Raw genomic sequence first — 14,461 nt, forward strand, 5'->3', positions numbered from 1 at the left:
TTATTACTTGTTAAAAATGAAGTGAGCCTAATTAGCCAAAGTTGGAGGAATAATTATGAAAATACCTAAAAGATTTTTAAGTGGGCTATTACTTTCAGCTCTATTTCTTTTTTCATTTATACCCGCATTTGCACAAGAAATTGGCGAAATTACTGCGCCTACAGGAATAAAAGCTGTGATTGTAGTCATCCCGCTAATTTTAGTTTTGGTATTATTGTTTATGAAAATAGATATGATCATTGCCGGGTTTGTTGGTGGTGTATTGGCTATGATTATCGGTGGAATCGGATTAGAGCAAGCCAATAAGCAACTATTAGAAACGATTCCTACAATGCTTGGTATTACTGTACCAATTATCAATTCGGCCATTGCAATGGCCGTTTTTAAATCGGGTGGATACTCGGCGGCTTTAACTTTAGCAAAAAGGGGAACAAAAGGAAAAGTTGAGTATGTCTCAGCTTTTATTGTGATTTTACTAGCTGCAGCGACTTATATGTCTGGCATTGGTGGTGGTAGTGCAATGGTGATTGCTCCATTGGCCTTTGTAGCAGTTGGAGCAGTTCCAGAGTTGATCGCTGCCATGTCATTGGCAGCAGCAGTTTCATTTACAACCTCTCCAGCATCATTAGAATCAAGTATTGTTTCCAAATTAGGCGATTTTAGTGTAGCTAAGTACGTTTCGGATATGCGTCCGATCTGGCTGCTATTTTGTGCGTTAGCTATTATTCTAGCATTCTGGGGAACGAAGCGGCGGAAGATTGGTTTTAAAGAAAATACCGACGATGAGTATGGAACTATGAGTAATAATGCTCTATTTAAATTAACCATACCGGCCATATTTTTACTATTTGCCGTCATTTTTGGGCCTGTGGTTAATGATTTCGTTGGATTCCCCCTATTAACACCATTAGTCTATATGGTCTTGACACTAGCGTTGATTTTTGTTTGTTCTGATTTCACGCTGAATCAATCAGTGGAAGCGATGGTAGATGGTTCTACTTATATTTTGACAAGATTATTCCAAGTTGGAATTTTCCTAGCCTTTATTAACATCATTGCTCAAACAGGTACATTTGCTGTTATAGCAGGAATTGCTAATGCTGCACCGACAATGATCATGGTACCAGTTGCAATATTAACCGGCATCTTAATTGGAGTGCCAGCTGGCGCATATGTAGGGTCAGTGTTGACTCTTGTGTTACCTGTGGCTGTTTCTTTAGGTTTTTCTTCTATCGGACTGGGATTAGTTGCAGTTGGCGTAGGGTTAGGAAGTCAGATGAGTTTTGTCAACATCACGATGCAAGCGTTATCTTCTGGTTTTCAAATTCCAATTTTAGATGTAGTAAAAGGAAATATTAAATGGATCAGTTTGGCCGCTGTTTTATTAATCGGTATAGGTTTCTTCATTTAATTTAAAAATAGAGAGGGTGCAGCAAGATGGATATTTTGATCAAACAAGCAAGATTAAGTGATAATGAAGAGTTACAGGATGTAGGGATTAAAGACGGAAAAATTGTTGCTATTTCAGGAGATTTAACGGATAAGGCTGTCACAGTAATTGAAGCTCAAGGCCGAGTTCTGATACCTGGTTTAGTAGAAAGTCACATTCACTTAGATAAAGCGCTGATTGCAGATAGAAAACCAAATAAATCAGGGACTTTACAAGAAGCAATCAAAGTGACAGCTGCTTTAAAGCCAACATTTACTGAAACTGATATTTATCTTCGAGCAAAAACTGCTTTGGAAATGATTATTTCTCATGGTGTGACCGCTGTTAGAACACACGCAGAATTTGATCCAGCTCAAGGCTTTTCCGGATTTAAAACAATTATGAAACTAAAGGAAGAGTATCGAGATCTAATCGATATGCAAGTTGTCGCTTTTCCGCAAGAAGGAATTTTTAAAGCACCCGGGACAGAAAAAATGATGTATGAAGCAATGGAAATGGGGGCTGATGTTGTCGGCGGCATCCCCTATAATGATGCACCTGCGGATAAACATATCGATTTAGTTTTTGAGATTGCTAAGAAATATGATAAAGATATTGACTTACATCAAGATTTTAGTGACGAAGCCACAGATATTTCAATAGAATACTTGTGCAAGAAAACAATTACTGAAAACTATCAAGGGAGAGTTTCTGTAGGACACTTAACCGCACTTCATGCTTTGAAACCTGAGCGGTTAAAGGACATTTTAGTATTGATGTCTGAAGCACAAATCAGCGTGATGGCTTTACCAGCAACAGATTTACATTTAGGTGCTAGAAATGATGCATACAATGTTAGAAGAGCTGTGACTCCTATCAGAAAACTCCGTGATGCAGGTGTTAACGTTTGCCTGGCAACAAATAATATTCGTAATGCATTTACACCTTATGGAAATGGTGATTTAATGCAGATCGCAATGTTAGCCATTCCTGTAGGACATCTAGGGGGCGCAGATGACTTACCAACCGTTTTACCTATGATCACAGAGAATCCAGCAAAAGCAATTGGACTCTCAAATTATGGTATTCAAGTTGGTAATAATGCGGATTTAGTTTTGTTAGATACGAAAGTCATGGCCGATGCGATCATCGATATTCCTGAACGAAATTATGTAATAAAAAACGGAAAGATCACAGTTGAAGTAAAAAAAGAAGTGACTATTTTTAAATAATCATGAACAAACAACAATCTTATGAGCATTAGAAAAAAATTAGCTTTTTGTTTTTCTAAACTTTCATTTAACGAAGTAACAATAATTATATTATGTAAACTTATTTTCAGATACTCCCGATTATTCTCAATTAAAGTATTTAATTGAGAATAATCACTCAAATCACTTGTTATTTCATACCTTTATATGATACTCTTTATTATATAATAAATAATATTGGAGGTATATGAAATGAAAGTTATCGTTTTAGGTTCATCGCATGGAGGTTATGAGGCTGTTGAAGAATTATTAAATCTACACCCAGATGCAGAAATCCAATGGTACGAAAAGGGAGATTTTATTTCATTCTTATCTTGTGGTATGCAGCTTTATCTAGAAGGAAAAGTAAAAGATGTAAACGCAGTTCGATATATGACTGGTGAAAAAATGGAAAGCAGAGGTGTGAATGTTTTTTCAAATACAGAAATCACTGCAATCAAAACAGATGCTCATCAAGTTGTGGTCAAAGATTTATTAACAGATACCGAGCGTATTGAAAACTATGATAAATTAATTATCAGTCCAGGAGCAGTTCCATTCGAATTAGATGTACCTGGTAAAGATCTAGAAAATATTTACTTAATGCGCGGCAGAAAATGGGCAATCAAATTAAAAGCAAAAACAGTTGATCCAACTATCAATAATGTTGTTGTTATCGGAAGTGGCTATATCGGTATTGAAGCGGCCGAATCATTTGCTAAAGCTGGTAAAAACGTAACGGTTATTGATATTTTAGACCGACCGTTAGGCGTTTATTTAGACAAAGAGTTTACTGATGTGTTAACAGAAGAAATGGAAGCGAACAATATCAATGTAGTAACAAATGAAACAGTTCAAAGTTACAAAGGTGAGGGAACAGTCAATAAGGTAGTAACTGATAAAGCCGAGTATGATGCTGATCTTGTGGTTGTAGCAGTGGGTGTCCGCCCTAATACAGGTTGGTTGAAAGATACATTAGACCTACATCCTAATGGACTAATCAAAACAGATGAGTACATGCAAACAAGCGCTCCTGATGTTTTTGCTGTCGGAGATGCAACATTGATAAAATATAATCCAGGTGAAACAGAAGTCAACATTGCTCTAGCAACCAATGCTAGAAAGCAAGGACGATTTGCAGTGAAAAATTTACTGGCGCCAGTAAAACCTTTCCCTGGTATTCAAGGATCATCTGGATTAGCTGTTTTTGACTATAAATTTGCTTCAACAGGAATCAATGAAGAAATGGCTAAGAAGTTAAATAAAACAACTAAATCAACTTTAGTTGTTGAAGATTATTTGATGGATTTCAACCCGGATAAACAAAAGGCTTGGTTTAAATTAGTATATGATCCTGAAACAACCCAAATTCTTGGGGCACAGTTGATGTCAAAAGCTGACTTAACAGCGAACATCAATGCGATTTCACTTGCAATCAAGGCGAAAATGACGATTGAAGACTTAGCTTATGCTGACTTTTTCTTCCAACCCTCATTTGATAAACCTTGGAATATCATTAATACAGCTGCCCTAACAGCTTTGAAAAATGAACAATAAATAATTTGAAAAAGTTTGCAGAGAAGTAATTTTCTGTAGACTTTTTTTATATCTTCAAAAATGGTATGATTTAGAAAATAACTAGAATTGGTGGATAAAATAATGGCAATTAAATTAAAAAAAATGACTGTAACTGATTTTGAAAAATACTTATCATTTGCGATTAAAGACTATGCTCAAGATAAAATCATAGCAGGAACTTGGAATGAAGCCGACGCAATTTCATTAGCCACAAAAAGTTTTAATGAGCTTTTACCAAAAGGCAAGGATACTAATAATGAGTATCTTTATTCGATTGAAGAGGACGCTCTTGATGAAAAAGTTGGTTTTTTGTGGGTTCATATCAATAAAACGTTGCAAGACTCAAAATTCTTTATTTATGATTTCATCATATTTGATGAATTTAGGAATCAAGGTTATGGTAGACAAACCATTGCTTGTCTAGAAGAAAAAGCCAAAGAGATGGACGTTTCACAAATTGATTTACACGTTTTTGCTCATAATGAGGGAGCTATTCATTTATATGAAAAAACAGGGTTTGTAGCAACTGATATCAGCATGTCTAAACAAATAAACTGAAAAGCGTCTGTTTATTTTAAAGGAGTTACAGTTATGAATCAACATCCAAGCCATAAAATCATGAATGAAATAATCAACAGACAATGGAAGGATCACTCCATTTATGCAGCTATAGTAAATGAAAAAATGGAAATCATCACTACTGGAAAAACAACAGTTTCTGAAGATCATGACCCAACAGCTCATGCTGAAATCAATGCAATTAGAAGTGCTTGTAAAATTCTAGAAACAGCCAGTTTACCAAGAGGATACTGGCTATATTCCACTTTTGAACCTTGTCCGCTTTGTTCTGCAGCAGCTGTTTGGGCTGGTCTTGATGGTATCGTTTATGCAAATGATCCAAGATTTAAAGGTTCTTTACCAAACTGGTCGTTTATTAAATGTAGGACTATTCTTGAACAAGGTAGAGACATTCATCACGTTCAACTGATTGAAAATTTTATGCTCGATAAAATAAAAGACTATTTTACAAGGCATTTATAAAAAACTTTTTCAATCTAAAGAAATCACAAAGGTTAGGAGTAGAAAACTCAATGTACTATGCGAATGAAAATATAAAACTTTATTATGAAATTATTGGTGAGGGACATCCTTTACTCATTCTTCACGGTTTTTCAATTGATCACAGGGGGGTGAAGGGAATTGTCGAAGAATCTATCGATCCTAATAAGTATCAGCGAATTTATATTGATTTACCAGGGATGGGACAGTCGCCTACTCCGACTAAAATGATCAATGCTGATGATTTAGTTACTAGTTTATTGGAATTCTTAGATTTTCTTATCGGTAATCAATCATTCTCATTGCTAGGATATTCTTACGGTGGCTATCTGTGCTTGGGGATGATGAAGAAGCTTTCCAATCAAGTAAAAAGTTTAGTCTTATTAGCTCCCGTTATAAAAGCAAATTCAGCAGATCGGACATTGCCAGAGAAACCATCAAAACAACTCCATTCATTTGAGATTGCTAATAACCCTATTTTCGATCAATATAAGCATTCAGTTGTCAATGTAACCGAAGAGGGATATGAAAGGTACATCAATGAAATTTATTGCGGACTCAACATTGGTGATCATGATTTTCAAAAGTCTTTTCAAGAGAGTGGGTATAGCTTAAGTTTCGAAAAAAGTCTTTTAGCTGATGCTATTGAATGTGACAGCTTGATTATTTTAGGAGCACAAGATATGACAGTTGGCTTTCAAGATATTTTAAACTATAGAAGTATGTTTTCAAAAGGTAGCTTTATTATTATTGAAACGGCTGGACATAATTTACAGATAGATGAACGGAAGCAAGTTAAAGAGCAGCTCAAACGTTTTTGGGTTGTAGATTAAATATTTTTGATACCCTGTTTTAAGAACTGAAAACTAGATAGATACTGGCTGCCAGTCGTGCACGTTATGACATAGTTTAACGAACTCAACCGACCTATGACTAAAGTGCTAAAGCACCATTTGGTAATCAGTATCACATAATTGCATCCGTTTCTCGTTTTATAGGAAATAAATAAATATACCTAAAAGACTGTTTTCCTATCATAAATATAGTTTTTTTTCGAATTTTTTGATAAAAATAAACAGCTTGTTGTGGCAAACTAATCTAATAAAGAGCTATAATTTATCAAAACTAAAGAAAAAAACTGTAGAACAAATCAACAAGCAATTAAATGAAGTGACCCAAACTATAGAATAAAAACTATACTAGCCTATGGGCGTTGCCTTATGGTCTTTTTTAATCTGTAATGATATAAAATAAATTTCAACCTGTATAAGGGGAATCGTATTTTAAAAAAATATTCTTGTTTTTGGAGTTATTCCTATGATTGGAATAAGATGAAAGTGATAAAAGTTTATGGTTACTACATTCTATAGTCTAATCAGTACATCGGAAGATTCTAGGTTAGCATCAGAGGGGATGTTATTACGTATGAATCGAAATACCAGAAAGGCTAAAGAATTAGAACTCTAACTACTTTGTATAATGTATATTATGTCAACTAGAATAGAAAATAATAAAATGAATCCTATCACCTTCACGAACAAAACGAAAAATAACCATCACGTCTATTTTCACAGATGGTTATTTTTCGTTTTAAAATGTTATGACAGAACCGTTAAATATAGACATAAATACATAAATTATCAATAACACGATTATGAAAAGAAGATAATGAATCGTATCTTATTAGCTTTTCATCTCATAAAATTGGGGATAACAATCTTGAAAAGTTTTGTTTAAATCGTAACCAATGAGACTGTTCTTGAATAATTTTATCGGTCAACAAGGTGCTTTTGGCCATATCTTGTTCAACTATTTGAGTTAATTTCCAAGCAATTCGTGTATCGTAAATAAATGTACTCACTTCAAAATTCAATGCATAGCTTCTAATATCTTGATTGGTTGTCCCGACCATGCAGATTTCATTATCAATAATCATCGTTTTAGCATGCAGGAAACCATTCTCGTACATATAAATCTTGATTCCTCGTTTATGCAGATAATTTGCATAATATTGTGTAGCACGATAAATAAATGGATGATCTGGCATGCATGGGATCATAATTCGAACATCAATACCAGAGCGAACGGCAATCAATAAGGCATTGATCATACTATCATCAGGTATCAAATACGGCGTTTGGATCCAAACGGATTTCTCAGCTGATAAAATCATTTTAATAAAACCGCTTTTCAAAATTTCTTCTTCAGAGTCTGGGCCATCTGAAACAACTTGCAATGACAAATCGCCTAATTCATGATCTTCAGCAATCTGAAAATAGTTTTCTAAATAATCCATTTTATCTGTTTGAAGCTGAACCGAAGCATTCCAGTCCATAATGAAAATTTCTTGAAGTGAAAAGACTGAAGTTCCGACTAAGCGAATATGCGTATCACGCCAATAGCCAAATTTTTTACTATCACCTAAATATTGGTCTCCAACGTTGAATCCCCCAGTCCACCCTATTTTACCATCGATCACAACGATTTTTCTATGCAAATGATAGTTTAAGCGAGTTTTACTGATCATATTCTTCGAGGTGATAAAGGGAGTTACTTTACCACCTAAAGCAACAAATGAGGCAAAAAATTTCTTGTTTGCTCCTGGAGATCCCCACGGATCATAGATCAAATGAACAGATACTCCCTCTTTGACTTTCTCTCCTAATATGTCTAAAAACTGATTACCAATGCGATCGTTAAAAAAAGAATAGTATTCAACGTGAACGGTTTCTTTAGCTTGGCGAATATCTTCAAATAAAGCTTCAAATTTTTCTTTGCCATCAGTATAAATGTTTAAACTATTTCGTTTGCTTAGTGGTGATGCATCCATATTTCTAAAATATTTATTCAGGACACGTGCATCGGTTAATAAATTGATATCTAATTTTCCGTCAGACTTTAGATTATCTTGATCAACCATTCTTTTGATTTCAGAAATTTTTTCTTTGTCATGGGCTGTTAGGTTAAAAACTTTTTGCCCATTGATTCCTCTGCCACAAAATATATAAATGATAAAGCCAATCCCAGGTAAAAATAATAACGTCATAATCCACGCTAAAACACTTGAAATACTTCGTGGTTTCCTAAAAACAGTGATCAGTGCTGCTGTTGTATTTAATAACAATAAACCAACAAGTATGAAGATAAAAATTTGCATCAGATTTCATTTCTCCCTTAAATTACGTAATATATTGATTATAGCAAAAACTATTGATTCATCCAACAAATAACGATAGCTAAAAAGTTGGTAATCAGTATTCAACGATTTCATTTAATTTTAGCTTTCCCTATTCTAATTCTTCCAATCTTGTACTATAATATGCTGATACTTGGAAAAGAGGGATTAATAAAAATGGATATCAAAATGCTTCTTACAATATTTGTAGTTAACTTTTCTTATATTACGTTAAATACGATCCGTTTTATGCTGACTATGAAAGGGTATCGTTTGATTGCGCCACTAGTTAGTATGGCTGAAATAACTATTTATGTCTTAGGCCTTAGCATGGTTCTTAATCGTTTAGATAATCCACTAAATTTGGTTGTTTATGCTTTAGGGTACGCTGTTGGGATTAGTGTGGGCATCAAAATCGAAGATTATTTGGCCCTGGGTTATATCATGGTTACAGCCATCCTACCCTCTTCCACTGAGCAACTGAATTTACCGGAAATTTTACGTGATCATGGGTATGGTGTCACACAAAGCTTTGGTGAAGGTCGTGAGGGCGAACGGATGATATTAGAGATTCTTTCACCGCGCAAAAATGAACGTAGCCTTTATAAACTAATCAATGAAAAAGAGCCTAGAGCTTTTATTATCTCGTATGAACCTAAGTTTATTTCCGGTGGTTTTTGGACTAAGAAGGTTCGTAAAAGAAATACCTAATCAACTAACGTCTCTTCACTTTTAATACATCAAGAGACGTTAGTTGAGTTTCAAGTTTAAAGTTTACATAATAAATTTATTGTAACTTAAAACTTGAAATACTGAATAGATTTCTGATCTGGAAAACAAGTAGTAAAGAGAATACTATAGCATTGCATTTTATAATATTCACGTTGATTAACATCTTCAATTGTTCCCCACAATAAGTTCAATTCTACTTTTAGTTTATCCAAAGTATGTTGGGTTTCTCTTAAAATTTCGATAGCATCCAAACAAACTGCTGTTAATGATAATTGCCCATCCGCACCTCTTAGCAGATCTTCCGTTGTTAACAGCGCTTCTTCGAAAATAGTTTGTTTTCTTACTCTAGATGGATTTCGCTTAACGGATCGAATCACTTTTTGAATTTGAGTGATAAAATAATTGATATCCACATCGCCAATGAGACGTTGTAACTGATTAAACTGTTCAGGAAGTACTTGTCTTTTTGAGAGTATGTTGAAATAGTTTGCAAAGTCTAATGGAATCAAGTCGTCTTGGTATATAGAGACAAATTGTAATGCGCTGTTTCCTGCCTCTCTTTTGCGAAAAAGTGGAAAATTATCTGAAGAAGATACAACGCCAAAAAAATATTCTTTTTGTTCTTCTTCAAAAAACAACCTCCATAACCATTGCCCAAAAATAAAATAATTCGTTTGTAAGGTACTTTCATTTGTCAGGATTTGCAATGTATTTATTATTGAATGAGGAATTTGTATATTTTTTTCTGTGGAATAGATAGGAAATGTTAAAGTATATCTTCTATTTTTTCGTTCCACTAGACCATACTTGATTAATTTATCTAAATATAATTCTATGTTGTCATCAGTGGGAATAGTTGCTTTTATTTGGCGTAAAATAATTTCTGTATCTTTATGATCAAAAAGATAACGCACTATTTTTTTGAATAAAGGATCGAAAATAATGTTATCAAACTTGCTATCAAATTTTTTTGCTGAAAAATAATAGGTCGTATTTGTCACGGTCCACTCACTCTTTCTGTACATTAAATAAAATAAAACTACAGCTGGAGTAATTAAGACGCCACCTGTAGTTTTATTTAAAAGGCTAAATCAAATGTAACTTTCTAACTAAATGCTTCAGTTAATTGAGGAACAACTTGTTTTTTACGAGAAACGACACCATTCAAGAACGTACGGTTGTTGTCTAGTTTCACGTTGAAAGCAGCTTCTACTTTGTCAATTGAATCTCCGATAACTAATAGCTCAGAATCGCTGTTTAAAATATTTGTAATGATCAATACGAACAGGTCATAACCATTTACAGCATTTGCGTTATTCATTGCAGCTTCTAGTTCTGCTTGGCGGTCTAGTACTTCATTTAGGTCAACTGTATTGATTTGAGCGATACGAACGTTTTTATCGCCCATTGGGAAACTTTTAGCATCTAAATCTAATAATATTTCAGCTGATTTATCACTCAAATTCGTACCAGCTTTTAACATATCTAAACCATAGCCATCTAAATTGATGTCTGCGATGTCTGCTAGCTCATTGGCTGCGTCGATATCTTCTTGAGTACAGGTTGGTGATTTGAATAATAAAGTGTCTGAAATGATTGCTGATACCATCATTCCGGCAATTTGTTTTGGAATAGTAATATTGTTTTCTTTAAACATTTTTAAGACGATCGTACTTGTACAGCCTACTGGCTCGGCACGATAATACAAAGGATCTGCTGTTTCGAAATTTGCAATACGATGATGATCAACGACTGCAAGGATATTTAATTCAGAAATATCTGAAATGCTTTGTTGAAATTCATTGTGATCGACAAGCATTACTTGATTTGTTTCCGCTGCAGCACTTTCTACGATTCTTGGCACATCGACATTGAAGTAGTCTAATGCATATTGTGTTTCTTCGCTAGGTGTACCCAATGCTACTGGTTCTGTATCTTTCCCTAGTTCTTTTTGTAAATATGCAAAGCTAATTGCTGCTCCAATTGCATCTGTATCAGGATTTTGGTGTCCAAAAACAAGAATTTTTGACATAATTTTAATTCACTCCTTATTTTTTCTTCATTACTAATAATAACAAAAAATAGAAAAGAAACAACAATAATTGTCGCTCTTTTCTATTTTTCTAAACTATCTTGCTGCATATCCTTGATAGTCATTGACATGAAGCAGTTTCTTCGCATTTGCTACGCGTTCTTCTTTAGGTGGTTCGATCCCATCTAATGGATACTGTAAACCTAATTCATCCCATTTGTACTTACCCATTGTATGATACGGTAACACTTCAACCTTATCGACATTCTTCAGAGTTTTAATAAAGGTGTCTAAACGAATTAAATAGTCATCATAATCGCTACGCTCTGGAACTAGAACGTGACGAATCCAAACAGGCTTGCCAATTTCAGAAAGATATTGAGCCATTTCGAGAATATTTTCATTACCTAATGAAGTTAGTAACTTGTGCTGTTCATTATCAATATGTTTAATGTCAAATAACAACAAGTCAGTATAGTTCATTAATTCTTCAAATTCACTAAAAAAAGGTTCTTCTCTTGTGAATGGTTTGCCGCAAGTATCGATTGTCGTATGTATACCTTTTTCTTTGGCCTTTTTAAATAAGTCAGTTAAAAACTCTAATTGAAGTAATGGTTCGCCACCACTGACAGTGATCCCACCTTTTTCCCCCCAATAAGAACGATATTTAATTGCTTCATCTAAAACTTCATCAGTTGTGACTTCACGTCCACCAGAACCAATTTTCCAAGTATCTGGGTTATGACAAAATTGGCAGCGCATGCGGCACCCTTGTGTAAATACGATAAATCGAACACCGGGTCCATCAACGGTCCCAAAATTTTCTGTAGAGTGAATTCTACCGATAACTGGAGTTGTCATTGTTCGTTCCTCATTTCTTTTAAAAAAAGGGCTGACACGAGGTCAACCCTTCAATTGTTTGTTTATTATAGTCTGTCGTGTGAAGTTCTTGAAATAACGTCTGCTTGTTGTTCAGGAGTTAAATCACGGAATTTCACGGCATATCCAGATACTCGGATTGTTAAGTTCGGGTATTTTTCCGGATGAGCTTGTGCATCTAACAATAATTCGTTTGTGAATACATTAACGTTCAAGTGATAACCACCTTTATCAAAGTAGCCATCCATTACGTTACGCAAGTTATCGATTCTTGTATCATCGTCTTTACCTAAACCATTAGGATTGATAGTTTGTGTGTTAGAAATTCCATCTAATGCACTTGTATATTCTAATCTAGCAGTTGAGTTAAGTGATGCTAACAGGCCATTTTTCTCACCTAAGAATTTACCATCTTGGTAACTTGGGTTAGCACCAGGAGCTAATGGTTTACCAGCGCGACGTCCGTCTGGTGTGTTACCAGTTGCTTTACCGTAAACAACGTTTGAAGTGATTGTTAATAGTGATGTTGTAGGTTTCGCATTACGGTACGTATGTTGACGTCTGATTTGAGTCATAAAGTATTCAAGAATCCAGTTAGCCATTGCATCTGCTTCTTCATTATCGTTACCATAAGTTGGGAACTCATTTTGAGGAACATAATCAATTGCTAAACCATCTTCGTCACGAATTACTTGTACATTACCATGTTTGATTGCCATTACTGAGTCAGCAGCATGTGAAATCCCTGCAATACCAGTTGCAAATGTGCGTTGTAAGTTGCTTTCCATGAAGGCTAATTGTGCTGCTTCATAAGAATATTTATCATGCATATAGTGGATAACATTTAAAGTATTTACATATAATTCAGCTAACCAATCCATAATATCTTTATAACGATCAATGAATTCGTTATAGTCTAAAGTATCACCTGTCATCGGGCGGAATTTAGGAGCTACTTGCATTTTAGTTTTTTCGTCTACACCACCGTTGATTGCGTAAAGAACCGCTTTTGCTAAGTTCGCACGAGCACCGAAGAATTGCATATCTTTACCCATCACTGTTGCAGACACACAACATGCGATTGCGCAGTCGTCAGATCCCCAGTTAGCGCGTAATAAGTCATCATTTTCGAATTGGATAGATGAACTTTGTTTTGCGATTTTAGAGGCAAACGTTCTAAATCCAACTGGTAAATGTGAAGAATATAACACAGTCAAGTTAGGTTCAGGAGATGGACCCATGTTTGTTAGTGTGTGTAAGATTCGGAAATCATTTTTAGTTACTAATGAACGTCCATCCAAGCCCATACCAGCGATTGATAATGTAGCCCAAATTGGATAACCTGAGAATAATTGGTTGTATTCAGGTGTACGAGCAAATTTAACCATACGTAATTTCATGATTAAGTGATCGATCATTTCTTGTGCTTCAAATTCAGTGATCACACCTGCTTCTAAATCACGTTGAATATAGATATCTAAGAATGCAGAGATACGTCCGATAGACATCGCTGCACCGTTTTGTGATTTGATGGCACCTAAGTAACCAAAGTATAACCATTGAATTGCTTCTTTAGCGTTTGCTGCTGGTTTTGAGATATCGAAACCGTAAGTTGAAGCCATTTCTTTAAGATCGGCCATCGCTCTGATTTGTTCAGAAATTTCTTCTCTTAAGCGAATCACGTCATCTGTCATTACTTTATTACCAGTATTACTTAAGTCTTTTTTCTTCTCAGTAATCAAGAAATCCATACCATATAATGCAATACGACGATAGTCACCGATGATACGGCCACGACCATAAGCATCTGGAAGACCTGTGATGATTTTGTTTTTACGAGCGGATCTCATTTCTGGAGTATAGGCATCAAAAACACCTTGGTTGTGAGTTTTTCTCCATTCAGAAAAGATCTTAGACATTTCTGGGTCTACTTCGTAACCATTTGAAGTCAAAGAGTTGTTAGCCATGTTAATGCCACCAAAAGGCATGAATGCTTGTTTCAATGGTACATCTGTTTGTAAACCTACGATTGTTTCTTCTTCTTTGATTAAATATCCAGGTTCATGAGAAGTTACTGTTGCAGGAATATTTGTGTCCATATCGTACACGCCATTTTTTTCATGTTGTACTTCAAATAATTCCTGTAATTTTGTCCATAACTTGTCTGTGCTAGGTGCGATTGGCTCTAGAAAAGAATCATCACCTGTGTACTCAGTGTAGTTTCTTTGAATAAAGTCACGCGTGTCTACTGATGTTTGCCATTTTTCGCCTTTAAAGCCTTTCCATTGCTCCATTTTGGGGCCTCCTTAGTATGCTGAAATCTATTG

The 14,461-nt window shown here is 34.9% G+C and carries 12 protein-coding genes; 7 read left to right on the top strand and 5 right to left on the bottom strand.

The window, feature by feature from the left end; translation table 11 throughout:
• Positions 1 to 55: 55 nt before the first annotated feature.
• The 6 genes from IGJ55_RS08250 to IGJ55_RS08275 all read left to right on the top strand — a co-directional run bounded on the left by IGJ55_RS08250 (position 56) and on the right by IGJ55_RS08275 (position 6,149).
• Entirely contained in the window at positions 56 to 1,411 is a 1,356-nt protein-coding gene (locus IGJ55_RS08250; protein WP_430608077.1) for a citrate transporter, read from the top strand.
• 26 nt (positions 1,412 to 1,437) lie between these two features.
• Positions 1,438 to 2,661, top strand: a complete 1,224-nt coding sequence (locus IGJ55_RS08255; protein WP_430608079.1) for an amidohydrolase family protein — start codon at positions 1,438 to 1,440, stop codon at positions 2,659 to 2,661.
• Between the two features lie 231 nt (positions 2,662 to 2,892).
• Positions 2,893 to 4,236: an FAD-dependent oxidoreductase gene (locus tag IGJ55_RS08260; RefSeq protein WP_069641382.1), complete on the top strand. Its 1,344-nt coding sequence runs from the start codon at positions 2,893 to 2,895 to the stop codon at positions 4,234 to 4,236.
• Positions 4,237 to 4,338: 102 nt separating this feature from the next.
• Positions 4,339 to 4,815, top strand: coding sequence for a GNAT family N-acetyltransferase (locus IGJ55_RS08265; protein ID WP_083244426.1), 477 nt, complete (start codon positions 4,339 to 4,341; stop codon positions 4,813 to 4,815).
• Between the two features lie 33 nt (positions 4,816 to 4,848).
• Entirely contained in the window at positions 4,849 to 5,298 is a 450-nt protein-coding gene (locus IGJ55_RS08270; RefSeq protein ID WP_242551084.1) for a nucleoside deaminase, read from the top strand.
• Positions 5,299 to 5,348: 50 nt separating this feature from the next.
• Positions 5,349 to 6,149: an alpha/beta fold hydrolase gene (locus IGJ55_RS08275; protein WP_430608081.1), complete on the top strand. Its 801-nt coding sequence runs from the start codon at positions 5,349 to 5,351 to the stop codon at positions 6,147 to 6,149.
• A gap of 863 nt (positions 6,150 to 7,012) precedes the next feature.
• Here the strand turns inward: IGJ55_RS08275 and cls are convergent.
• Positions 7,013 to 8,473, bottom strand: coding sequence for a cardiolipin synthase (gene cls, locus IGJ55_RS08280; protein WP_069641384.1), 1,461 nt, complete (start codon positions 8,471 to 8,473; stop codon positions 7,013 to 7,015).
• Between the two features lie 189 nt (positions 8,474 to 8,662).
• Between cls and IGJ55_RS08285 the strand changes: the two genes are divergently transcribed.
• Complete coding sequence (locus tag IGJ55_RS08285) at positions 8,663 to 9,202, top strand: DUF2179 domain-containing protein (protein WP_100630374.1); 540 nt, start codon at positions 8,663 to 8,665, stop codon at positions 9,200 to 9,202.
• An 86-nt stretch (positions 9,203 to 9,288) separates the two neighbouring features.
• Here the strand turns inward: IGJ55_RS08285 and IGJ55_RS08290 are convergent, their stop codons facing one another.
• From IGJ55_RS08290 to pflB, 4 genes are all read right to left on the bottom strand, one after another.
• Entirely contained in the window at positions 9,289 to 10,224 is a 936-nt protein-coding gene (locus IGJ55_RS08290) for a DUF1803 domain-containing protein (protein ID WP_429949808.1), read from the bottom strand.
• Positions 10,225 to 10,328: 104 nt separating this feature from the next.
• Positions 10,329 to 11,255 carry a manganese-dependent inorganic pyrophosphatase gene (locus IGJ55_RS08295; protein ID WP_430608084.1) on the bottom strand — a complete coding sequence of 309 codons (927 nt, stop codon included), beginning with the start codon at positions 11,253 to 11,255 and terminating at the stop codon, positions 10,329 to 10,331.
• A 96-nt stretch (positions 11,256 to 11,351) separates the two neighbouring features.
• Entirely contained in the window at positions 11,352 to 12,116 is a 765-nt protein-coding gene (pflA, locus tag IGJ55_RS08300; RefSeq protein ID WP_207120344.1) for a pyruvate formate-lyase-activating protein, read from the bottom strand.
• 65 nt (positions 12,117 to 12,181) lie between these two features.
• A complete protein-coding gene (gene pflB / locus IGJ55_RS08305; protein ID WP_069641389.1) occupies positions 12,182 to 14,428 on the bottom strand; it encodes a formate C-acetyltransferase in 2,247 nt (748 codons plus the stop codon).
• Positions 14,429 to 14,461 lie beyond the last annotated feature (33 nt).

The sequence above is a fragment of the Enterococcus sp. AZ170 genome (genome assembly GCF_050545135.1).
In the GTDB taxonomy this organism is placed as follows: Bacteria; Bacillota; Bacilli; order Lactobacillales; family Enterococcaceae; genus Enterococcus_L; species Enterococcus_L ureilyticus.